The sequence below is a fragment of the Rhizobium rosettiformans genome, from assembly GCF_016806065.1.
Lineage (GTDB): Bacteria > Pseudomonadota > Alphaproteobacteria > Rhizobiales > Rhizobiaceae > Allorhizobium.
This window is the reverse complement of record NZ_CP032405.1, coordinates 1,042,344-1,062,861: the sequence shown is the minus strand read 5'-3', so window position 1 is coordinate 1,062,861 and position 20,518 is coordinate 1,042,344. Positions and strand designations below refer to the sequence as shown.

Genomic DNA, 20,518 nt, shown 5'->3' with positions numbered 1-20,518 from the left:
GCCGCGGACGTCTTTTTATACGGTTGAACAACGGACCGGCAAGTGCCACAGTCCGCGCTTCATTGCTCATGCCCAGACGACCGAAAGGCAATTTCCATGACGATCCATGCGCCCAATGTGATGGCTGAAGTGCTCGCGACGCGACATCATCTGCATCGGTTTCCGGAGATCGGCCTGTCGGAATTCAAGACATCGGACTATGTCGCCGAGCAGCTGACCGCGCTCGGCTATGAGGTGACGCGCGGGCTTGCCAAGACCGGTATTGTCGCCACCCTCAGAAACGGGTCGAGCGAGCGAAGCATCGGCATTCGCGCCGACTTCGACGCTCTGCCGATCCTCGAAGAGACCGGCCTTCCCTATGCGAGCGAGATACCGGGCGTGATGCATGCCTGTGGTCATGACGGCCATACTGCGATGCTTCTCGGCGCGGCGAAGATCCTTGCCGAGCGACGGAATTTCGACGGCGTCATTCACCTGATCTTTCAGCCGGCGGAAGAGAATTTCGGCGGCGCGCGGATCATGATCGAGGACGGCCTTTTCGATCGCTTCCCCTGCGATGCGGTTTTCGCGCTGCATAACGATCCGGAGATCCCGTTCGGCCATATCGCGCTCCGGGAAGGGCCGATCATGGCTGCCGTCGACGAGTGCAAGATCACCGTCAACGGCCGTGGTGGTCACGGGGCCGAACCGCAATCGACGGCCGATCCCATTGTGTGTGGCGCGTCCATCGTGATGGCGCTGCAGACGATCGTGTCGCGCAACATCCACCCGCTCGATCCGACCGTCATCACCGTCGGCGGGTTCCATGCGGGTGCGGCGAGCAATGTCATTCCGGAGCGGGCAGAGATGGTGCTGTCGATCCGCTCCTTCGATCCCAAGGTCCGCGACCAGCTTGAGCAGCGCATTCGCGCGGTGGCCGAAGGTCAGGCGGCGAGTTACGGCATGGGCGTGACCATCGACTATGAAAGGGGATACGACCCGACCATCAACCACAAGGCCGAAACCGATTTCGTCCGTGATCTCGCGGTGAGCTTTGCTGGACAGGACAAGGTCTATGACCTGCCGCGCCCGATGATGGGGAGCGAGGATTTCGCCTACATGCTCGCCAAGCGCCCGGGCAGCTATTTCTTCCTCGGAACGCAGCGGACACCCAACGATCCGCCGCTGCACCACCCGCGCTATGACTTCAACGACGATATCCTGCCGGTCGGGACCACCCTCTGGGTGGAACTTGCCGAGCGCTATCTCTCGAGGTCCTGAGCGGGCATCTTGCGCCGCTGGGCAAAGAGAATGATGAGGCCTGCGCCGGCGATCAGGACGGCGCCGGCCCAGACATTCGGTCCCGGGATGTCTCCCCAGATCGTGTAGCCGAGCGCGAAGGCCCAGACGAGTGCCGTATACTCCAGGGGTGCAATCACCGAGATCGGGGCGCGGCGCAGCGCCTCGAAAAAGCTCATCTGGCCAAGACCGCCGATGAAGCCGACGGCCAGCAGCATTATCTGCGTCGGACCGCTTGGCGTGGTCCAGGAGAGGATGGCCATGGGTGTCGTCAGGGCCAGGAAGAAGACATTCGTCATCGTCATCTGAACCATGCTGCTGGCGCTCTTGCTGGTGGTTCTGAGCAGCGTCGTGGCGATCGCCCAGCAGATGGCCGCGATGAGGGCGAGGTAGACGGGCCAGCCGGTCGCAAGGCCTGTCGGATTGCTGGCGATGACCACGCCGACGAAGCCGGTCATGACGGCAATCCAGCTGCTGATGGGGACGCGTTCGCCCAGGATCGGGATGGCGAGCAGGATCGCTGCGATCGGTGCGGCGAAATAGAGTGTCGTCAGATCTGCGAGGGGCAGATGCTTGGCCGCGTTAAAGTAACAGAGCCAGGCGGCGAGCAGGAAAAGACTGCGCAGCATCATCGGGCGAAGCGCCGGCGACGTCACCGTCTCCCGGGCGAGTGAGCGGCCACCGAGGATGTAACAGCCAAGCAGGATCGCAATGCTGCGGCAAAACAGGATCTGCCAGACGGTGGTTGTCTCCACCAGCAGCTTGATCATGGCGTCATGCATGGCAAAGCAGAGATAAGCGAGGCTGGAGAGGAGAATACCAGCACCAACTGCGGTTTTCACGGAAGCGTCTTTCGGGTCGGGCGGCACAGGGGGAGGTCCGCAATGGCTATCTGTGTCAGGCGTTGGCCGGGTTCTGTCAATCCCCGTCCGGATCTCCGACATTGTTGTCGTGCGAAACAAAAATTTACAGTTGGGACGTGCGGGGCATGTTGTCGTTTAAATCGATTTAATTACAGTGCGCCCGACTATGGGAGCAGGACATGAATGACATCGCCCACACCATCACTTCCACCGCCGCACCGGCACCGATCGTCACCAGGGAGCGGGTGGCGGTTGCGCTGCTCTTCTTCCTGAATGGCCTCGTCATCGGAGCCTGGGCGCCGAAAATTCCGTTCTTCTCAGAGGCGCTCGGATTGTCGGAGCTGATGCTGGGCGTGATGATCTTCGTCTTCGGCGTGGGGTCGCTGGTACTGATGCCAATCGCCGGCATGCAGATTGCACGCTACGGCTCGCGTCGCGTGGTCGAGATCACGACAATCCTGTTCATCCCCACAATCGTTCTGGTAACGCTGGTCGACAATCTCTGGACCGGAGCCATCGCCATATTCCTGTTCGGCGGCCTGACCGGAGCGATGGATGTGGCGATGAATGCCAATGCCGTTGCGGTCGAGCGCAGCATGCGCCGCTCGATCATGTCCTCCTGTCACGCCTTCTGGAGCCTGGGTGGCCTTTGCGGTGCGGCGACCGGTGGTTTCCTGATTGCCTCGCTCGGTGTCACTGGTCACGTGCTGCTTCTGGCAGCCGTCTGCGTCGTCCTCTTCCTGGTCGCCCGCCCGATGATCCTATCGGACGCGCCACATCCAACCGACGAACCGGCCAAGGCCAAGCTGCCGATGACGCCGCTGCCCTGGCTGATCGGCACAATCGCGTTGTTCTGCATGATCCCTGAGGGCACCGTGCTTGACTGGAGCGCGCTCTACCTGCGCAACGAGCTAAATGCCTCGACGGAAATGTCGGGCTTCGCCTTTGCCGCCTTCTCGTTGACCATGGCGGTCTGCCGTTTTGCGGGCGACTTCATCCGTGACCGCTTCGGCGCCGTCAACACGCTGCGCTTCTGCGGCGTGGCTGCGATCATCGGGCTCGTCATGGCGGGCCAGTCTTCCAGCGTCACCTTTGCGCTGATCGGCTTTGCCATCACCGGAATCGGCATCTCGAACATGGTGCCAATCGCCTTTTCGGCTGGCGGCAATATTCCGGGGCTTGCTCCGGGAGTCGGCCTCTCCGTCGTCACCACCATGGGCTATTCCGGCATCCTCTTTGCCCCGTCTCTGATCGGGTTTGTGGCCGAGCACACGTCGCTGTCGAGTGTCTACACAGCGATTCCAGCTCTGCTGATCGTTGTGCTTGGGCTATCCCGGCTTGCGCGCCATGCAGACCGGGCGAGCGGCCATTGACCCGGACCTCGTATGTGGACGCTCTCGGCGGCTGCAGACGCGCATGTGATCGCGCATCGGCGTGTTGCGGTTGACAAGCGATCGGCTTTGATCCACCTCCATGGCGATTGAGGCTTGCAGAGAAACAGCCATGACCGCACCCCTGATCCAGCCCGCCGATGCCTTTGACCCCAAACCGCGCCGTTCGTCGGTCGCGGTTGAAGTGGGTGGCGTCATCATCGGCGGTGGAGCTCCCGTCGTCGTTCAGTCGATGACCAATACCGACACCGCAGACATCGACGCGACCGTTGCCCAGGTTGCTGCCCTCTACAAGGCAGGCTCCGAGGTCGTCCGCATCACTGTCGACCGTGACGAAAGTGCCGCCGCCGTTCCGAAGATCCGCGAGCGCCTGCTCCGGCTCGGCATGGACGTGCCGCTGATCGGCGATTTCCATTATATCGGCCACAAGCTGCTCGCCGATCACCCGGCCTGTGCCGAGGCGCTCGCCAAGTACCGTATCAATCCCGGGAATGTCGGCTTCAAGGACAAGAAGGACAAGCAGTTCGCCGAGATCGTCGAAATGGCGATCCGCTACGACAAGCCTGTCCGCATCGGGGTCAATTGGGGCTCGCTCGACCAGGAGCTCCTGACCCGGCTGATGGACGAGAACGCGGCCAATGGTTCACCGCTTTCGGCGCGCCAGGTCACGCGTGAAGCGATCGTCCAGTCGGCATTGCTGTCCGCAGAGCTTGCCGAGGAGATTGGCCTGCCGCGCAACCGCATCATTCTCTCGGCCAAGGTCAGCCAGGTGCAGGACCTGATCGCTGTCTATTCGATGCTGGCGGATCGCTCGGACCACGCGCTGCATCTCGGGCTCACCGAGGCGGGCATGGGCTCGAAGGGTATCGTCGCCTCGTCGGCAGCCATGGGCTACGTGTTGCAGCATGGTATTGGGGACACGATCCGCGTTTCGCTCACCCCCGAACCGAACGGCGATCGCACACGCGAGGTTCAGGTAGCTCAGGAACTGCTGCAGGTCATGGGCTTCCGCCAGTTCGTGCCTGTTGTCGCGGCATGTCCCGGCTGTGGTCGCACCACCTCGACGGTCTTCCAGGAACTCGCGCAGAAGATCCAGGATGACCTTCGCAAGAACATGCCCGTCTGGCGCGACAAGTATCCGGGTGTCGAAGGCCTGAACGTTGCGGTCATGGGCTGTATCGTCAACGGCCCCGGCGAAAGCAAGCATGCCGATATTGGCATCTCGCTTCCAGGGACCGGTGAAAACCCGGCGGCTCCCGTGTTTATTGATGGCCAGAAGGCGATGACCTTGCGCGGTCCGAACATCGCAGCCGATTTCGAGGCGCTGGTGGCCGACTATATCGAGAAGCGCTATGGCCAGAAATCGGCGGCCGAGTGAGCGTGCTGGCCAACTTTATGTTGCCGCAATTTCACGGTTGACGGATTATCAGCCGAATACTGGAGGGACACCGAGCATGATCAAGAAGATCGCCATCATCGCGCTTTGCGCAACCTATCTCAGCGCCTGCACCACGACCGACCCCTATACGGGCGAGCAGAAGGTTTCGAATACGGCGGGTGGCGCCGCGATCGGTGCGGCCGTCGGTGCGCTTGGAGGCCTGGCCGTCGGCGGTTCGCCGGTCGGACGTCGGAATGCCGCGCTCATCGGTGCCGGTGTTGGCGCGCTCGCAGGCGGCGCGATCGGCAATTACATGGACCAGCAGGAATCGGAACTGCGTGCGCAGCTGCAGGGCACCGGCATTTCGGTCACCCGTGTCGGCGATCGCATCATCCTCAACATGCCGTCGAACATCACCTTCAACACCGATCAGGATGCGGTCATGCCGCAGTTCTACCCGACGCTGAACTCGGTTGCGATCGTGCTGCGCAAGTTCGACCGGACCCTGATCGACATCAACGGTCACACCGATTCGACCGGCAGCCAGGCTTACAACCAGGGTCTGTCCGAACGTCGCGCCATGTCGGTTGCAGGTTACCTCAACGGTCAGGGTGTCGATCCGCGGCGCGTCTCTGCCGTCGGCTTCGGCCCGAACCAGCCGGTTGCCTCGAACGCCACTCCGGACGGCCGTGCGCAGAACCGCCGCGTCGAAATCCAGATCTCGCCGCTCACACAGGGCTGATCGGCGATCGACCACATGCAAGGCGCCGCCATTCGTGCGGCGCCTTTTTAGTTTCAGCGGAAGGTCAGCATCTTGACGCCGGCAGTGGCAAACAGGACCGCCAGCGTCCCATCGATGTAACGGCGCGCTGCGCGGTAGATGCGCAGTGAACCGGGGGTCGAGAACAACAGCGCATAGCCCATGAAGACGGCGAAGCCGGTCGCAAGGCAACCGCAGACGATGATCGCGACGGCCGTTGGTGTTGCACCGGCCGGAAGGCCGAGCGAGATGATGGCGAGCCAGGCAAAGATCGCCTTGGGGTTCGTCAGGTGGATCGCATAGCCCATCAGGAAAGTGCGTTTCAGGCTCGAAGCGGCCTTCGTCAGCGAGAGCGGGTCGATGCTGCTCGCGGCGGAGCGGAAGGCACGCCAGGCGAGATAGAGCAGATAGAGCCCGCCGAGGATGCGCATCAGGATCAGCGCCTGCGCATACTGCGACAGGATCGCGGCCAACCCCAGGGAGGCCGCGATGGCCCAGGTCATGGATCCGCAGAAGATACCGGACGCGATCGTCAGGCCATGGCGACGCCCCTGGCCAAGCGAGGCGGAGGCGATGGCCATGGTGGCCGGGCCGGGGCTCAAGACCGCGACGAGGTAGACCAGGTAGGCGGCCACGACCTGAGGCCAGTGTTGCAGGATTTCAGTCACGGGCACGCTCCGGCTCTCACTAAAGGTTGCAGGAGCGTACCGCTTTTCGACGCGAGCGACACTTCAGATGATTTGATCGATCGCCTTCAGAAACTGATGGCATTCCTCTGTCGTGCCGATGGTCACGCGGAGGAAGTCCGAAATGCGCGGCTTGTTGAAATGCCGGACGAGGACGGCGCGCTCGCGCAGACCCTTCTGCAGATCTGCCCCCTGATGCGCCGGATGACGGGCGAAGACGAAGTTGGTCGACGACGGCAGGACCTCGAAGCCACGAACTTCGAGCGCTTTGGTCACCATCTCGCGGTTGGCAATTATCTTGCCACAGGCCTCGTCAAACCAGGCTTCATCCTCGATCGCTGCGGTTGCAGCGGCCTGGGCCAGCATGTCGACGGGATAGGAGTTGAAGCTGTCCTTCATCCGCTCCAGTGCCTCGATCAGCGGCCGCTGGCCGAGCGCGAAACCGACGCGCAGGCCCGCCAGCGAGCGGGATTTCGAGAAGGTCTGGACAACGAGCAAATTCTCGTAGCGCGGGATCAGCGAAGCTGCCGTCTCTGCGCCGAAATCGACATAGGCCTCATCGATGACCACGACCTGATCCGGGTGCGAGGCGACCAGCTTTTCGACCTCCGAGAGGGGGAGAGCGATGCCGGTCGGGGCGTTTGGATTGGCCAGAATGATTGCGCCACAGGGGCGGCTGTAGTCGCCGACACGTATCTGAAGCTCATCATCCAGCGGGATCTCCTCGACCTTGACCTCGAAGAGCCGGGCATAGGTCTTGTAGAAGCTGTAGGTGATGTCGGGATAAAGCAGCGGCGCGTCGTGCTTCAAGAGACCCGCGAAGGTGAAGGCAAGCACTTCGTCCGAGCCGTTGCCGACGAACACCTCGTTCATGGCCAGATCGAAGCGCTTCGCGATGGCCTCGCGCAGGCCCGTGGACGCCGGATCAGGATAAAGGCGCAGACGCTCCCCGGACGTGGCCGCGATCGCTTCCAGCACCTTCTGCGAGGGCCCGTAGGGGCTCTCATTGGTGTTGAGCTTCACAAGGCCCGGGATCTTCGGCTGTTCGCCGGCGACATAGGGTTCCAGCGCATGGATGGCGGACGACCAGAAACGGCTCATGCTATTTCTTCCTGTAGGCGATGAAATGGGCGGCTTCCTTGAGCGGTTCGGCCTGTTCGCCGTAGGGCTCAAGAAGGGCGTTTGCTTCGGTGACCAGCCGGTCGAGCTCGGCGCGGGCCCAGTCGGTGCCTTTGAGGCCAACCAGCGTCGCCTTGCCCTTGGCCGCGTCCTTGCCGGTCGCCTTGCCGAGGGTTGCTGCATCCGAGGTGATGTCGAGCAGATCGTCGGCCAGCTGAAAGGCGCGGCCAATGATTTCGCCAAAGCGGCGCAGGCGATCGCGGTCTTCCGCCGGGCGACCGGCAATGATGGCGCCTGCCTCACAGGCAAAGCGCAGAAGTGCGCCCGTCTTCATGGCCTGCAGCATCACGATGCCTGCTTCGTCGGGCTGATCGGTTTCGGCAGCGAGATCGAGCATCTGGCCGCCGGCCATACCGCCAATCCCGGCTGCGCGGGACAGTTCGAGCACGAGGGCCACCTTGGCTGTGTCGGGCAGGGGTGTTTGCGGTGAAGCGATGATGTCGAAGGCGTATGTCAAGAGTCCGTCACCGGCGAGGATCGCGGTTGCTTCGTCATACTGCTTGTGCACGGTCGGCTTGCCGCGGCGCAGATCGTCGTCGTCCATGGCGGGTAGGTCGTCATGGACGAGCGAATAGCTGTGCAGGCATTCGAGCGCGCAGCCGACCTGCAGGGAAGCCTCTTCGCTTCCGCCGAAGAGGCGGGTCGCCTGCATCACCAGATAGGGCCGAAGGCGTTTGCCGCCGTTCAGGGCGCCGTAATGCATGGCCTCGATCAGCCGCTTGGGGCGGACGACTTCCGCCGGACGCGGCGTTGCGTCCAGCAGGATGTCGAGCCTCGCCTCGACGAGCGTGGCGTGGGTATTCAGGCTTTTTTCAAAGGCATCGGCGCTCTTGGTCATCACGGCTATTTGGCACGCTACCCCTGGTCAGGCAACGGGAAATTGAGCCGAGGAAAGAGGCGGATGCGCGCAGCCAGACTGGTCATTTGCCAAGAGGGCGGCTATGAGGGTCCATCATCGATCACGGACCCCACTTCATTGACACTGGAAGTCGAGGCATTGGAGCAAGACGAGAAGTTTGCGCCGGAACCGAAGCGGCGGCGTCGGCCCCGTATCCTCCGGGCCGTGTTTATCGCGCTCTTCCTCTTCCTCGCCGCGCCTTACCTCCTGATTTTGCTCTACCGGCTGGATTTCGTCCGGCCTGTCTCGACGCTGATGCTTGCGGATCTCGTCACCTTGCAGGGCTATGACCGCCGCTGGGTGGACTTCGAGGATATCTCGCCGAATCTCGTTCGGGCGGTGATGATGTCGGAGGACGGCCAGTACTGTAATCACGGCGGCGTGGACTGGGCCCAGCTGCAGTCCGTGATCGACGACGCAATGGCGGGCGAGGCGACGCGCGGTGCCAGCACGATCCCCATGCAGACCGCCAAGAACCTTTTCCTCTGGAACGGGCGCTCTTTCATTCGCAAGGGCCTCGAACTGCCGCTGGCGCTGGTGCTGGATGCCGCCTGGCCCAAGCAGCGGACGATGGAGATCTACCTCAACATTGCCGAATGGGGGCCTGGCATCTACGGCATCGAAGCGGCCGCGCAGCACCACTTCAAGACGTCGGCCGCGAAGCTCAGCCGCCAGCAGGCAGCCCTTCTCGCCGTGTCGCTGCCAAACCCGATCGATCGAGTCGCGAGCAAGCCGGGGCCGGGTCTGAAGCGTCTGGCCGGGGTCGTCGAACGTCGTGCGCGCGCCTCCGGTGATTACATCACTTGTCTTTATGGCTGAGATCAGAAGCTTTCGTTGGTCGGAACCGATGTCGCGCGTCTAGGATCGGTTCTCGATAACGCGGAGCGCGCCATGGACGACTTGATCCTCTACATCGCCAACAAGAACTACTCTTCCTGGTCGTTTCGACCTTGGATCGCGATGACCGCCGCCGGCATCCCGTTTCGCGAAGAACTGATCCCGTTCGGCCCGGGTGCGACGCATCCTCAATTCCGCGCGCTATCGCCGACCGGCAAGGTCCCGGTGCTGCATCACGGCTCTGTCCGTGTCTGGGAATCGCTCGCGATCATCGAATATGTCGCCGAGCTCTATCCCGATGCCGGGCTCTGGCCTGCTGATCGCGAGAGCCGGTCGCTTGCGCGTTCCATTTCGATGGAAATGCTGTCCGGGTTTCGGGCCTTGCGTGGCGCCTGCCCGATGAACCTGCGGCGGCCCGTGAAGGCGATCCCGCTGCCCGCGGGCGTGACGGCCGATGTTGCGCGCATCGAGGCGATCTGGCGCGAGATGCGGACACGTTCGGGCGGACCCTTCCTGTTTGGCGCATTCTCCTCAGCCGACGCCATGTTCGCACCGGTCGTGAATCGCTTTGCAGCCTATGATCTGGTAAGTGATGCGGAGACGATCGCCTATATGGATGCCATGCGAGCGCATCCGGCCTGGCGTAGCTGGGAGACGGCAGCACTTGCTGAACCCTGGATCGTGGCCGAAGACGAGGCCTGAACGGGCCTCGCTTAGATTCGAAAAAAGTGACCTGGGGACTGGTCAAACCCACTTCGGGCATGTATAAGCCCGCCAAATTCCGAGATCGAGACAGGTTCTGTCCGGCCTCATCGAGGCCGCATAAACCCGTCTTGTCCGTCACGTGGAGTAACGAAAATGGCTGTACCGAAAAGAAAAACAAGCCCGTCCAAGCGCGGTATGCGCCGCTCTGCTGACGCGCTGAAGGCATCGACCTATGTCGAAGACAAGAACTCTGGCGAACTGCGCCGCCCGCACCATATCGATCTGAAGACCGGTATGTATCGCGGCCGTCAGGTTCTGACGCCGAAGGAAAGCGCATAATTCCTGCGCTTTGACTGACTAGTTTGAAGGGCCGGCGCTTGCGCCGGCCTTTTCATTTGTCACTAGGCATAGTTAAATCGCGCCGCGCCCGCTGCGGAGCCGGACGGGATCGCAGTGCAAGGAAGGATTCCGCATGCTGATTGCCGTGCCGCTGATGATCGTTCCCTTCATCTTCTACAACGCCGTGATGCTCGGAAGCGGGATTGCCGCCTTCTCGAGCGTGATCATGACCGTGCCGATGCTGTCGGGTGCCGTCTGGACGATGACGCTCGGCGATCTCGTCATCCTGTCAGCGCTGATTGCCCTGTTTTTCGAGGTGTTGAAAGCAACGCTGAGTACCCGCGGATCGCTGATGAACCACATGTTTTCGATGGTGGTCTTTATCGGTTTTCTCGTCGAATTCCTGCTGGTGCGCGACGCAGCAACGCAGCTTTTCTTCAGCCTGATGGTCATCGCCTTCATCGACGTCGTCGCTGGCTTCACGATCTCCAACCGGGCCGCCGGACGGGACGTTTCGATCGGGCTCTGATCCGGATACGAAAAAGGCCCCATCCGGGGCCTTGTCCTGAATCAGAGGTTGTCGAGCTTGTTCTGCAGGGAGCGCAACTGCTCCTTCAATTCGTCGATATCCTTGGCTTCCGCCTTCTTGGTTTCCTTGGCCGGCTGCTGGCCGCCGAGGAAGGGCGAGAACATCTGCATGGCCTGCTGGAACATCTCGGTATTGCGCTTGACCTGCTCTTCCATCAGCTGGATCGGCATCTGCAGGTTCTTCGACAGCGGATGGTCGCCGAAGGCCTTGGTCATCTGCTCGCGCATCTGGGTCTGCTGTTCGGTGAAGGCCTTCATCGAATGTTCCAGGAAGCTCGGGACGACCATTTGCATCTGGTCGCCATAGTAGCTGATGAGCTGGCGCAGGAAGGAGATCGGCAGCAGGGTGTTGCCGGTCTTGGATTCCTGCTCGAAGATGATCTGGGTCAGGACGGAATGCGTGATGTCGTCACCGGACTTGGCATCCTGCACCACGAAATCCTCGCCCTTCTTGACCATCTTGGCAAGGTCCTCAAGGGTGACGTAGGTGCTGGTCCCGGTGTTGTAGAGGCGTCGATTGGCGTACTTCTTGATAACGATTTCGCCATCGGCTTTGGCCATTTCAGTCTCCTAACCCGTCGTTTTTCGATTGTTTTTGCTCTTCCCGAAGTCAAGTGTAAGCGCAAATTCAGTCCGGTGACAATCTCTTTGTGCGATGCAGGATCGGCATTTGACGAAAGACAGGAAAGCGCAACCAAAGAACGAGAATGCCGGGCTTATCTTGTTTGACACCGGAGGCAGTCTTTGTCAGTTTCTCCTCAATCACAAAACCCGAGGAGACCTCCATGAGCACCCCGTCCATCGTTATCGCGAGCGCTGCCAGAACCCCGGTCGGATCTTTCAACGGGGCGTTGTCATCCGTCGCAGCGCATGATCTCGGCGCCATCGCCATCAAGGCCGTGCTGGAGCGCGCCGGCGTCGAGGCTGGCGAAGTCGACGAAGTCATTCTCGGGCAGATCCTCACCGCAGGGCAGGGCCAGAACCCGGCTCGCCAGGCAGCAATGAAGGCCGGTATTCCGCAGGAGGCGACGGCCTGGGGGCTCAATCAGCTCTGCGGTTCCGGCCTGCGTGCCGTCGCCATCGGCATGCAGCAGATCGCGACGGGCGATGCGAAGATTATCATTGCGGGCGGGCAGGAATCGATGTCGATGGCGCCGCACTGCGCGCACCTGCGGAACGGCACCAAGATGGGCGACCTGAAGATGGTCGACACCATGATCAAGGATGGCCTCACCGATGCCTTCTACGGATATCACATGGGCACGACCGCCGAGAATGTCGCCCGCCAGTGGCAGTTGACCCGCGACGAACAGGACGCCTTTGCAGTCGCTTCGCAGAACAAGGCAGAGGCCGCCCAGGTGGCCGGCCGTTTCAAGGATGAGATCGTTCCAGTCATCGTGCCCGGCCGCAAGGGCGACGTCACTGTCGATCAGGATGAGTACATCCGCATCGGTGCGACGCTCGAAAGCATGCAGAAGCTGAAACCCGCCTTCGACAAGGAAGGCACGGTCACCGCCGGCAACGCCTCCGGCATCAATGATGGCGCGGCGGCCGCTCTGCTGATGACCGAGGCAGAGGCTTCGCGTCGTGGTATCGCGCCGCTCGCCCGTGTCGTCTCCTGGGCAACCGCAGGTGTTGATCCGAAGATCATGGGCACCGGCCCAATCCCGGCTTCGCGCAAGGCGCTCGAAAAGGCCGGCTGGAAGATCACGGATCTCGATCTCGTCGAAGCCAATGAAGCCTTTGCGGCACAGGCCTGCGCCGTCAACAAGGATCTCGGCTGGGATACTTCGATCGTCAACGTCAATGGCGGCGCAATCGCCATTGGTCATCCGGTCGGCGCGTCCGGTGCCCGCATTCTCAACACGCTGCTGTTCGAGATGAAGCGTCGCGGCGCCAAGAAGGGCCTTGCCACGCTGTGCATCGGCGGCGGCATGGGTGTCGCCATGTGCCTCGAGGCATTCTGATCCGGCCTCTTCGAATGGCGGCCGCTCGCCCTTGACCTGACGAATTTCCGTCCCGGCTCTCCGCCGGGGTGGCCAAGTCATGCCGGCGCGACGGGAACGCGGCGGTGATCCAGATGGGAACCCATAGAAAAAGAACGGGGAGGACAGCATGAGCAGAGTAGCTTTGGTGACTGGTGGCACACGCGGCATCGGTGCGGCGATTTCGGTCGCCTTGAAGAATGCAGGCTACAAGGTTGCGGCGAACTTCGCCGGCAATGAAGAAAAGGCCAGGGCCTTCGAAGCCGAGACCGGCATTCCGGTGTTCAAATGGGATGTCTCCAATTACCAGGCCTGCGTCGATGGCATCGCTGCCGTCGAGTCGGCACTCGGACCCGTGGAGGTGCTCGTCAACAATGCCGGCATCACCCGCGACGCGATGTTCCACAAGATGACGCCCGAGCAGTGGGGCGAGGTGATCAACACCAACCTCACCGGTCTCTTCAACATGACCCACCCGGTCTGGACAGGCATGCGTGACCGCAGCTTCGGTCGCGTCATCAACATCTCCTCGATCAACGGCCAGAAGGGCCAGATGGGGCAGGCCAACTATTCCGCGGCGAAGGCCGGCGATCTCGGTTTCACCAAGGCGCTCGCCCAGGAAGGTGCCGCCAAGGGCATCACGGTCAATGCCATCTGCCCGGGCTATATCGGGACCGAGATGGTTCGCGCCATCCCGGAAAAGGTGTTGAACGAGCGCATCATTCCACAGATCCCCGTCGGCCGTCTTGGCGAGCCCGAAGAAATCGCCCGTTGCGTCGTGTTCCTCGCCTCTGATGATGCAGGCTTCATCACGGGCTCGACCATCTCCGCCAATGGTGGTCAGTTTTTCGTGTAAGTTCCGTGAGAGGTTTCGACTTCAAGGCCGGCCTTGCGCCGGCCTTGTTCGTTCTTGGGAAGTGCCATGGTTTATTCGGCCGTCGATCTCGCTCATTTTGCCGAACGCCTCGCAAAAGCTTGGTCGCGCGAGACCTCCAGCCTTTGGTCGTTGGACAATCCGGCGAGGGGCCAGTGTGGCGTCACCAGTCTTGTCGTCCAGGATGTGTTTGGCGGTCAGATTTTGAAGACCCCCCTTCAGCAGGGGCTCCACTTCTACAACCTCATTGACGGGCAGCGCTTCGACTTCACGTCAGACCAGTTCGCTGATCCAATCGGCTACCAGGATCTGCCCTCGGATAGGGAAGAAGCAATGTCCGAGACCAATCCGGGACAGTATCGCGCCTTGTGCGGAAGGCTCGGGCTCCCTGTTAACAGCTGAACGCTGCAACGGTGCGCGAAACTCTTAATATCCACCGAAGTCTATGGTTAATCAATTGTTATTCCACCATATGTAGCAGTGAACAAACCAGGAAGACTGGCGAGTCCGCGATTCGTCGTTGATTCGTTCCGGCTTTGGTCGAGAGGTTAATGCGGCAACGAAAAAGCCGCCGGACGGTGACGTCCGACGGCTTTCTTTTGGGATGAGGCAGCTGTTAGCGGCAGCGTGCTTCGTAGGTGCGGCCGTTGCGGTCGCGATACACGCAATAGCCAGCGCGCTCCTGCGAGTTGCCGATCAGCGCGCCAGCAACACCACCCACGCCTGCGCCGATCGCTGCGCCGCGGACGTTGCCGGTGGCTACACCACCGATGACGGCGCCAGAAGCTGCGCCGATACCGGCGCCGCGTTCCGTGGCTGTGCAGGATGCGAGCGGGGCGATCAGTGCGAGTGCCAGAAGGGTCTTTTTCATCGTCCTATACCTTTTCACGTAGAGTTGGATTTCACTTCAGGTCAAATTCGACCCATCAACATCAGGATGATGAGGATGAGCAGTACGAGGCCGAGACCTCCGGACGGACCGTAGCCCCAGCCGCGGCTATAGCCCCAGCTCGGCAGAGCGCCGATGAGAAGCAGAATTAGAATGACGATGAGAATTGTACTCATTTGGACCCTCTCCTGAGCCTGGATGAAAGATAATTTGTTGTGCCGTTTGAACGCGACCGGAGACAGATTGTTCCGTCCGACGAAGACCGAGACCCATCAGGCGGAACAGATCGGCTGCGGCCTTTCCAGCGGAAACGGTGATCTGGCGCTGTCGCTTTTCCTCGATCGTGGCCATGCCATCGACAAACGCGCTTATGATCCCCGCTGTCATTGTCTGATGTTCCACCATCGGCAGATGGCCGCAATTGCGCAGGAGTACGGTCTGCACCTCAGGCAGGAGCTTCGACACCCGTAACTGGTGCGCCGAAGGGACGATCGCGTCCTCGGCTCCGACGATGTTGAGCACCGGCCGATGAATCTCGGACAGGTCGTTCACCAGGGTGGTTGCGGACATGAAGCGAATGCAGGCGGCGATGTCCTCGGGCCGGGCTTGCTGCAGTTGCAGCCGCACATCTTCCATGGCCGCCACGGCGCGTTCGTTCTGCCAGGGGCAGTCCTTGTCGAAGACGCATTCGATCGATCCCCAGCGAAATTGCTCGCTGGTGGAGATCCAGCGCCGGAAGAACTGACGAAACAGGAATGGTCCTACGCGCGGCACCCGCAGCAGTTTGGCCGGCAGCCGTTCCTGGCCTTCGAAACGGCCGCATGCAAAAGCGCCGATCAGAACGATCGACTTCACGAGTTCAGGATAATGCCGGGCGATCAGGAGAGACACGAAGCCGCCGGTCGAATGGCCGATCAGCGTCACCGGCCTGCCGCCGAAGTCTCGGCGGATCGCTTCTGCATAGGCGGAAGCGACGGCTTCGGGCGTGATCGCCTGGCCTGGCTCGGATAGTTTCCAGGGATGATGTCCTGGCAGGGCGTAAGCGGCACTGCGTGCCCGCCGCACGACATCAGGGGAATAGGTGCGCCAGAAGGACGGGGCCATGACCATGCCGTGAATCAGGACAAAGTCCTGAGGCAGGTCGTTCTCTCCAATCCATTCGGCGGGCGGCGGGGACAATGTCATCAGGTTTCACCTCGGCGGCGCAACGTAACGGCCTTCGCAATTGTTCCATCTGCGTCGCATCTCTCGAAGCCGGTATTCGATCTGCTGTCATCTTAGGCCAGAACCGGGCCGGAACCCGGCCGGGAACAAAGCCTGAATCTGCCGGAGTCATCGATTCGTCGCTGATTCGTTCGCAGCCTGTTCCGGTCACGCAAGGCTCTGATCGGACTCAGCTTTCTGCCGAATTCTGGGATGAATGCATCAAGCGCCTTGCCTTTGCCCTCCTTCGTCGCCATGTGTTGGCCGAGGGTGCCGGTGTGCGGAAAAGCGCGGTCCCGACTAGCGGAGCGGTCTTTGAATACGCAACCCATGATCCTGAGTGGCCGCGGCGTCAGTGCTGTGCTGGGGCCAACCAATACCGGCAAGACCCATTTCGCCATCGAACGCATGGTCGCGCACGGGTCTGGCATCATTGGTCTGCCGCTGAGATTGCTTGCACGAGAGGTCTATACGCGCGTAGTCGAGCGTGTCGGTGCGCAAAACGTGGCGCTCGTGACAGGTGAGGAGAAGATCAGCCCGCCGAAAGCGCGCTTCTCCGTTTGCACGGTCGAGGCGATGCCGCGTGAAACCAAGGCGGCCTTTGTCGCCATCGACGAGATACAGCTCGCGGGCGACCTTGAGCGCGGGCATATCTTCACCGATCGTCTGCTGCATCTGAGGGGGCGCGAGGAAACGCTGCTTCTCGGTTCGGCGACGATGAAGTCGATCCTCATTCAGCTCTTGCCCGGGATCACCATCGTCGAGCGGCCCCGCCTGTCGCAGCTTTTCTATGCAGGCCAGAAGAAGATCACGCGTCTGCCGCAGCGGACAGCCATCGTCGCGTTCTCCGCGGAAGAAGTGTATGCGATTGCCGAGCTGATTCGCCGCCAACGGGGCGGGGCGGCCGTCGTGTTGGGCGCTCTAAGCCCGCGGACGCGCAATGCCCAGGTCGGTCTCTACCAGGAAGGCGATGTCGAATACCTAGTGGCGACCGATGCCATCGGCATGGGTCTCAACCTCGATGTCGACCATGTCGCCTTTGCGCAGGATCGAAAGTTCGACGGCTATCAGTTTCGCAACCTCAATCCGGGCGAGCTCGGCCAGATCGCGGGTCGTGCCGGGCGTCATATCAAGGATGGCACGTTCGGCGTGACCGGACGGGTGGCTCCCTTCGACGAAGAGCTGGTCGAACGGCTGCAAACGCATCAATTCGATTCCGTCAAAGTGTTGCAATGGCGGACTGAAAAATTCGATTTCTCGTCGATTGCTGGCCTGCAGAGAAGCCTCGATGCAGTGCCGCGTGTCGAAGGATTGACGCGCGCGCTGCCGGCGACTGATCAGCAGGCGCTGGAATATCTTTCGCGCTATCCCGAGATCGCCGACATCACCGATCGGCCCGAACGGGTGGAAAAACTCTGGGAAGCCTGCGCGCTGCCCGACTATCGGCGCATTACGCCTGCACAGCATGCTGATCTGATTCAGAGTCTGTATTTTGATTTGGTCAGGCGGGGCACCGTCAACGAGGACTTTCTCGCCGAGCAGGTGCGCCGATCCGATCGCACCGATGGCGAAATCGATACACTGTCGGCGCGGATCGCGCAGATCAGAACGTGGACCTATGTGTCGAACCGGCCCGGCTGGCTTGCCGATCCGACACACTGGCAAGAAAAGACGCGGGAAATCGAAGACCGATTGTCCGATGCGTTACATGAACGGTTGACGAAACGCTTTGTTGATCGCAGGACATCTGTGCTCATGAAGCGCTTGAGAGAGAATGCGATGTTGGAAGCTGAAATCAGTGTGAACGGCGATGTCTTCGTGGAAGGTCATGCCATGGGACAACTTGCGGGGTTCCGGTTCACGCCGATCTCCGGCATGGAGGGCCCGGACGCGAAGGCCGTTCAGGCTGCCGCCTACAAGGCGCTGGCGCTCGAATTCGAGGCGCGCGCCGCGCGCCTGCACGCTTCCGGCAATAATGATCTTGCCATCGGCTCGGACGGTCTCGTTCGCTGGCTGGGCGATCCGGTTGCGCGTCTGATCGGGACGGATCACATCCTGCATCCCCGTGTCATCCTGCTGGCCGATGAACAACTGACCGGCATGGCCCGGGATCACGTTGCTGCCCGCATCGAACGTTTCGTCAATCACCATATCTCGACGGTCCTGAAGCCGCTCGACGATCTGTCGCGCGCCGAAGACCTGCAGGGGCTTGCCAAGGGGCTGGCCTTCCAGCTGGTCGAAAATCTCGGCGTTCTGTTCCGCCGTGATGTCGCAGATGACGTCAAGACCCTTGACCAGGATGGCCGCGCATCGATGCGCCGTTATGGTGTGCGCTTCGGTGCCTACCACATCTTTATGCCGGCCCTTCTGAAGCCGGCTCCGGCCGAACTCATCACGCTCCTCTGGGCGCTGAAGCATGACGGCCTCGACAAGCCGGGTTACGGCGATCTGATCCCCGTATTGGCTGCCGGCCGTACCTCGGTCGTGACCGATCCGAGCTATGAGCGCATGTTCTACAAGCTCGCCGGCTTCCGGTTCCTCGGCAAGCGTGCCGTGCGTATCGACATCCTCGAGCGTCTCGCCGATCTCATTCGTCCGCTCCTGCAGTGGAAGCCGGGTTCGCCGGCGCGTCCTGACGGTGCATATGATGGTCGTCGCTTCACCACGACGACTGCAATGCTGTCGATCCTCGGTGCGACCCCTGATGATATGGAAGAGATCCTGAAGGGTCTCGGCTATCGTGCGGATAGCATCTCTGCGGAAGAGGCGGCCGCGTTCCTTGCGGCGCACACTGGCTCGGCCCCCACGCAGGCCGCAGCTACCGAAAAGAACGAAGACGACAGCGTCGACGATGCCGATCAGGCTGGCGAAACGGCGAGCGAAGGTGAAGCCCCTGCGGCCGTTGCCGAAGAGCAGCCCGCAGCAGCAGCGGAAGATGCCGCCTCGGCGGAGCAGCCTGCCGAATCCACCGAGCCGAAGCCGGTTCTTCTCTGGCGTCCAGGTGGCCGTAGCGACAATCAGCGTGGCACCGGTCGTCCGGGTGGTGACCGTCGTCCGCAGGGTCAGCGTAACGCGGCTCCCCGTGAAGGCGGCGAGGCGGGTGGCGAGAAGCGTGGCGAAGGTCGTCGTGACGATCGGCGCTCGGACAATCGTGGCGAGCGTCGTGATGACAATCGCGGCAAGTTTGCCGGCAAGGGCGACCGCCAGGATCGTGGCGACCGCAAGGACCGTGGTCCGCGGCCGGAGCGCGACAACAACAAGTCGCAGCCGGCACGCTTCGAGGCAAAGCCGCCGCGCAAGGAGAAGCCACTCGACCCGGATTCGCCCTTCGCCAAACTCGCGGCTCTCAAGGAGCAGCTGAAGAAGTAATGGACGACAAGCAGCCACCAAGCGGTTCGCGCCAGCGCATCGACAAGTGGCTGTTCTTCGCCCGTGTGGCAAAATCACGCAGCCTCGCGCAAGAGCGGGTGGCTGCGGGCCATGTCAGTGTCAACGGGCAAAAGGTTCGTCAACCCAGTCATCAGGTCAAGGTCGGCGACCGTCTCGATATCGCCATGCCCGAGCGTGACCTGGTGCTGGTCGTGAAGTTGCCGGGTGAGAGGCGTGGTCCTTACCAGGAAGCGAGGCTCCTCTATGAGGATCTTACGCCGCCGCCCGAGAAGAAGCCTTTCAGTCCATCCGAGCCAGGCGTCAGAGCTCCAGGGGCGGGCCGGCCGACCAAGAAGGAGCGCCGGGCGCTGGATGATCTGCGCGGCGAGCCGGATTGGTCCGCTGATTAGAAAATTTCTACAAAGGCGCCCGAATTGAGGGTGTTTATCCTTGCCTTGGCAGGGATTCCGCATTAGCTCACTTGCCGTCCGACAGAAATTTCCGGTAGGGCGCGGGCCGTTCCAAACGGGGTCGTATTCCCGACGGAACCACCCACGTTCGTCTTTCTCCTGCCGTTCGAGAACGCCATCCTGGAGTGCCGCATGACCTATATCGTCACCGATAACTGCATTCGCTGCAAATACACCGATTGTGTCGAGGTCTGCCCTGTCGACTGCTTCTATGAAGGCGAGAACTTCCTCGTCATCCACCCGGACGAGTGCATCGATTGCGGCGTGTGCGAGCCCGAATGTCCTGCCGAGGCGATCAAGCCCGATACAGAGCCGGGGCTGGACAAGTGGCTGAAGATCAATGCGGAATACGCCAAGATCTGGCCGAACATCACGGTCAAGAAGGACCCGATGCCGGAAGCCAAGGAAATGGACGGCGTTGATGGCAAGTTCGAGCAGTTCTTCTCCGAGAAGCCGGGCTCCGGCGACTGAGACCTTTCCGCCCGTGGGGTGAGATGGAATCCTGCCCAAAATTCCATCACTTGGCGTCAGATTCGCCGTCGCGTGCGCCATGATTGTGGCGCACTGCACTAAAATATTGATTTCCTCGTCTTTTTGTGATAGCTTCCTGAAACTGTTCCACTTTGCGGCATAGCTATGCCCTGAACCATCACGAAAGCAAATTCACCACCGCGCGATATACGTGACATCGGCGACACTTTTGTGTCGTGTCTCAGTCGCGACGAGGGTGACGTTTGATTGTGTCGCGGACTGGATCAGGACGACAAGTTTCGTAACCTCGTCGTCTCATCCGGGCCTGACCGACCCGGCGCCGGCATCACGCCGG

22 protein-coding genes are annotated in these 20,518 nt (G+C 61.4%); 14 read left to right on the top strand and 8 right to left on the bottom strand.

Annotated features, from left to right (window positions below; genetic code table 11):
• The first annotated feature begins 96 nt into the window (after nucleotides 1–96).
• Entirely contained in the window at nucleotides 97–1,260 is a 1,164-nt protein-coding gene (locus tag D4A92_RS05135; protein WP_203018534.1) for a M20 aminoacylase family protein, read from the top strand.
• Here the strand turns inward: D4A92_RS05135 and D4A92_RS05130 are convergent.
• A complete protein-coding gene (locus D4A92_RS05130; protein ID WP_203018533.1) occupies nucleotides 1,242–2,120 on the bottom strand; it encodes a DMT family transporter in 879 nt (292 codons plus the stop codon). The two genes, D4A92_RS05135 and D4A92_RS05130, sit on opposite strands and share 19 nt — an antisense overlap.
• Nucleotides 2,121–2,320: 200 nt before the next feature.
• On the opposite strand from D4A92_RS05130, the gene D4A92_RS05125 reads away from it, so the two are divergent.
• From D4A92_RS05125 to D4A92_RS05115, 3 genes are all read left to right on the top strand, one after another.
• Entirely contained in the window at nucleotides 2,321–3,514 is a 1,194-nt protein-coding gene (locus tag D4A92_RS05125; protein WP_203018532.1) for an MFS transporter, read from the top strand.
• Nucleotides 3,515–3,644: 130 nt separating this feature from the next.
• On the top strand, nucleotides 3,645–4,910 hold the full coding sequence (gene ispG / locus D4A92_RS05120; RefSeq protein WP_006724395.1) for a flavodoxin-dependent (E)-4-hydroxy-3-methylbut-2-enyl-diphosphate synthase: 1,266 nt from the start codon (nucleotides 3,645–3,647) through the stop codon (nucleotides 4,908–4,910).
• 76 nt (nucleotides 4,911–4,986) lie between these two features.
• Complete coding sequence (locus tag D4A92_RS05115; RefSeq protein WP_006724396.1) at nucleotides 4,987–5,652, top strand: OmpA family protein; 666 nt, start codon at nucleotides 4,987–4,989, stop codon at nucleotides 5,650–5,652.
• A 53-nt stretch (nucleotides 5,653–5,705) separates the two neighbouring features.
• Here the strand turns inward: D4A92_RS05115 and D4A92_RS05110 are convergent, their stop codons facing one another.
• The 3 genes from D4A92_RS05110 to D4A92_RS05100 all read right to left on the bottom strand — a co-directional run bounded on the left by D4A92_RS05110 (nucleotide 5,706) and on the right by D4A92_RS05100 (nucleotide 8,373).
• Entirely contained in the window at nucleotides 5,706–6,338 is a 633-nt protein-coding gene (locus tag D4A92_RS05110; protein ID WP_203018531.1) for a LysE family translocator, read from the bottom strand.
• A 63-nt stretch (nucleotides 6,339–6,401) separates the two neighbouring features.
• Nucleotides 6,402–7,457 (bottom strand): histidinol-phosphate transaminase, encoded by a 1,056-nt coding sequence (gene hisC, locus D4A92_RS05105; RefSeq protein WP_203018530.1) that lies wholly within the window; start codon nucleotides 7,455–7,457, stop codon nucleotides 6,402–6,404.
• A gap of 1 nt (nucleotide 7,458) precedes the next feature.
• Nucleotides 7,459–8,373 carry a polyprenyl synthetase family protein gene (locus D4A92_RS05100; RefSeq protein ID WP_203018529.1) on the bottom strand — a complete coding sequence of 305 codons (915 nt, stop codon included), beginning with the start codon at nucleotides 8,371–8,373 and terminating at the stop codon, nucleotides 7,459–7,461.
• Nucleotides 8,374–8,436: 63 nt separating this feature from the next.
• On the opposite strand from D4A92_RS05100, the gene mtgA reads away from it, so the two are divergent.
• The 4 genes from mtgA to D4A92_RS05080 all read left to right on the top strand — a co-directional run bounded on the left by mtgA (nucleotide 8,437) and on the right by D4A92_RS05080 (nucleotide 10,843).
• Nucleotides 8,437–9,252, top strand: a complete 816-nt coding sequence (gene mtgA / locus D4A92_RS05095; protein ID WP_203018528.1) for a monofunctional biosynthetic peptidoglycan transglycosylase — start codon at nucleotides 8,437–8,439, stop codon at nucleotides 9,250–9,252.
• A 72-nt stretch (nucleotides 9,253–9,324) separates the two neighbouring features.
• Nucleotides 9,325–9,972 (top strand): glutathione S-transferase family protein, encoded by a 648-nt coding sequence (locus tag D4A92_RS05090; RefSeq protein WP_203018527.1) that lies wholly within the window; start codon nucleotides 9,325–9,327, stop codon nucleotides 9,970–9,972.
• Nucleotides 9,973–10,128: 156 nt separating this feature from the next.
• A complete protein-coding gene (rpmF, locus tag D4A92_RS05085) occupies nucleotides 10,129–10,314 on the top strand; it encodes a 50S ribosomal protein L32 (protein WP_006724402.1) in 186 nt (61 codons plus the stop codon).
• A gap of 133 nt (nucleotides 10,315–10,447) precedes the next feature.
• Entirely contained in the window at nucleotides 10,448–10,843 is a 396-nt protein-coding gene (locus tag D4A92_RS05080; protein ID WP_203018526.1) for a hypothetical protein, read from the top strand.
• Nucleotides 10,844–10,884: 41 nt separating this feature from the next.
• Here D4A92_RS05080 and phaR read toward each other — a convergent pair whose 3' ends face one another.
• A complete protein-coding gene (gene phaR, locus D4A92_RS05075) occupies nucleotides 10,885–11,463 on the bottom strand; it encodes a polyhydroxyalkanoate synthesis repressor PhaR (RefSeq protein WP_006724404.1) in 579 nt (192 codons plus the stop codon).
• A 224-nt stretch (nucleotides 11,464–11,687) separates the two neighbouring features.
• Here phaR and D4A92_RS05070 point away from each other — a divergent pair, with 224 nt between their 5' ends.
• From D4A92_RS05070 to D4A92_RS05060, 3 genes are all read left to right on the top strand, one after another.
• On the top strand, nucleotides 11,688–12,869 hold the full coding sequence (locus D4A92_RS05070; protein ID WP_203018525.1) for an acetyl-CoA C-acetyltransferase: 1,182 nt from the start codon (nucleotides 11,688–11,690) through the stop codon (nucleotides 12,867–12,869).
• A gap of 148 nt (nucleotides 12,870–13,017) precedes the next feature.
• On the top strand, nucleotides 13,018–13,743 hold the full coding sequence (locus D4A92_RS05065; protein WP_203018524.1) for a beta-ketoacyl-ACP reductase: 726 nt from the start codon (nucleotides 13,018–13,020) through the stop codon (nucleotides 13,741–13,743).
• Nucleotides 13,744–13,809: 66 nt separating this feature from the next.
• Nucleotides 13,810–14,163, top strand: a complete 354-nt coding sequence (locus D4A92_RS05060; RefSeq protein WP_246754030.1) for a YunG family protein — start codon at nucleotides 13,810–13,812, stop codon at nucleotides 14,161–14,163.
• A gap of 214 nt (nucleotides 14,164–14,377) precedes the next feature.
• Here the strand turns inward: D4A92_RS05060 and D4A92_RS05055 are convergent, their stop codons facing one another.
• From D4A92_RS05055 to D4A92_RS05045, 3 genes are read right to left on the bottom strand one after another with little or no spacing between them, the layout of a single operon-like run.
• On the bottom strand, nucleotides 14,378–14,632 hold the full coding sequence (locus tag D4A92_RS05055; RefSeq protein ID WP_203018520.1) for a glycine zipper domain-containing protein: 255 nt from the start codon (nucleotides 14,630–14,632) through the stop codon (nucleotides 14,378–14,380).
• A gap of 41 nt (nucleotides 14,633–14,673) precedes the next feature.
• A complete protein-coding gene (locus D4A92_RS05050) occupies nucleotides 14,674–14,826 on the bottom strand; it encodes a DUF3309 family protein (RefSeq protein WP_082511155.1) in 153 nt (50 codons plus the stop codon).
• Nucleotides 14,759–15,835 carry an alpha/beta fold hydrolase gene (locus tag D4A92_RS05045; RefSeq protein ID WP_203018518.1) on the bottom strand — a complete coding sequence of 359 codons (1,077 nt, stop codon included), beginning with the start codon at nucleotides 15,833–15,835 and terminating at the stop codon, nucleotides 14,759–14,761. Before D4A92_RS05045 ends, D4A92_RS05050 begins: the two co-directional genes overlap by 68 nt.
• A gap of 348 nt (nucleotides 15,836–16,183) precedes the next feature.
• On the opposite strand from D4A92_RS05045, the gene D4A92_RS05040 reads away from it, so the two are divergent.
• From D4A92_RS05040 to fdxA, 3 genes are all read left to right on the top strand, one after another.
• Nucleotides 16,184–19,222 (top strand): helicase-related protein, encoded by a 3,039-nt coding sequence (locus D4A92_RS05040; RefSeq protein ID WP_203019838.1) that lies wholly within the window; start codon nucleotides 16,184–16,186, stop codon nucleotides 19,220–19,222.
• Entirely contained in the window at nucleotides 19,222–19,632 is a 411-nt protein-coding gene (locus tag D4A92_RS05035; protein WP_203018516.1) for an RNA-binding S4 domain-containing protein, read from the top strand. The genes D4A92_RS05040 and D4A92_RS05035 overlap by 1 nt, the downstream gene beginning before the upstream one ends.
• A 192-nt stretch (nucleotides 19,633–19,824) precedes the next feature.
• Nucleotides 19,825–20,163 carry a ferredoxin FdxA gene (gene fdxA, locus D4A92_RS05030; protein WP_006724415.1) on the top strand — a complete coding sequence of 113 codons (339 nt, stop codon included), beginning with the start codon at nucleotides 19,825–19,827 and terminating at the stop codon, nucleotides 20,161–20,163.
• The last annotated feature ends 355 nt before the right edge of the window (nucleotides 20,164–20,518 follow it).

What these genes read in the sequence shown, in the direction of transcription:
- D4A92_RS05135 (WP_203018534.1), top strand. Translation starts at nt 97, where the DNA reads ATGACGATCCATGCGCCCAATGTGATGGCTGAAGTGCTCGCGACGCGA.
- D4A92_RS05125 (WP_203018532.1), top strand. Translation starts at nt 2,321, where the DNA reads ATGAATGACATCGCCCACACCATCACTTCCACCGCCGCACCGGCACCG.
- ispG (WP_006724395.1), top strand. Translation starts at nt 3,645, where the DNA reads ATGACCGCACCCCTGATCCAGCCCGCCGATGCCTTTGACCCCAAACCG.
- D4A92_RS05115 (WP_006724396.1), top strand. Translation starts at nt 4,987, where the DNA reads ATGATCAAGAAGATCGCCATCATCGCGCTTTGCGCAACCTATCTCAGC.
- hisC (WP_203018530.1), bottom strand. Translation starts at nt 7,457, where the DNA reads ATGAGCCGTTTCTGGTCGTCCGCCATCCATGCGCTGGAACCCTATGTC.
- D4A92_RS05100 (WP_203018529.1), bottom strand. Translation starts at nt 8,373, where the DNA reads ATGACCAAGAGCGCCGATGCCTTTGAAAAAAGCCTGAATACCCACGCC.
- mtgA (WP_203018528.1), top strand. Translation starts at nt 8,437, where the DNA reads ATGCGCGCAGCCAGACTGGTCATTTGCCAAGAGGGCGGCTATGAGGGT.
- D4A92_RS05090 (WP_203018527.1), top strand. Translation starts at nt 9,325, where the DNA reads ATGGACGACTTGATCCTCTACATCGCCAACAAGAACTACTCTTCCTGG.
- rpmF (WP_006724402.1), top strand. Translation starts at nt 10,129, where the DNA reads ATGGCTGTACCGAAAAGAAAAACAAGCCCGTCCAAGCGCGGTATGCGC.
- D4A92_RS05080 (WP_203018526.1), top strand. Translation starts at nt 10,448, where the DNA reads ATGCTGATTGCCGTGCCGCTGATGATCGTTCCCTTCATCTTCTACAAC.
- phaR (WP_006724404.1), bottom strand. Translation starts at nt 11,463, where the DNA reads ATGGCCAAAGCCGATGGCGAAATCGTTATCAAGAAGTACGCCAATCGA.
- D4A92_RS05070 (WP_203018525.1), top strand. Translation starts at nt 11,688, where the DNA reads ATGAGCACCCCGTCCATCGTTATCGCGAGCGCTGCCAGAACCCCGGTC.
- D4A92_RS05065 (WP_203018524.1), top strand. Translation starts at nt 13,018, where the DNA reads ATGAGCAGAGTAGCTTTGGTGACTGGTGGCACACGCGGCATCGGTGCG.
- D4A92_RS05060 (WP_246754030.1), top strand. Translation starts at nt 13,810, where the DNA reads ATGGTTTATTCGGCCGTCGATCTCGCTCATTTTGCCGAACGCCTCGCA.
- D4A92_RS05055 (WP_203018520.1), bottom strand. Translation starts at nt 14,632, where the DNA reads ATGAAAAAGACCCTTCTGGCACTCGCACTGATCGCCCCGCTCGCATCC.
- D4A92_RS05050 (WP_082511155.1), bottom strand. Translation starts at nt 14,826, where the DNA reads ATGAGTACAATTCTCATCGTCATTCTAATTCTGCTTCTCATCGGCGCT.
- D4A92_RS05045 (WP_203018518.1), bottom strand. Translation starts at nt 15,835, where the DNA reads ATGACATTGTCCCCGCCGCCCGCCGAATGGATTGGAGAGAACGACCTG.
- D4A92_RS05040 (WP_203019838.1), top strand. Translation starts at nt 16,184, where the DNA reads ATGATCCTGAGTGGCCGCGGCGTCAGTGCTGTGCTGGGGCCAACCAAT.
- D4A92_RS05035 (WP_203018516.1), top strand. Translation starts at nt 19,222, where the DNA reads ATGGACGACAAGCAGCCACCAAGCGGTTCGCGCCAGCGCATCGACAAG.
- fdxA (WP_006724415.1), top strand. Translation starts at nt 19,825, where the DNA reads ATGACCTATATCGTCACCGATAACTGCATTCGCTGCAAATACACCGAT.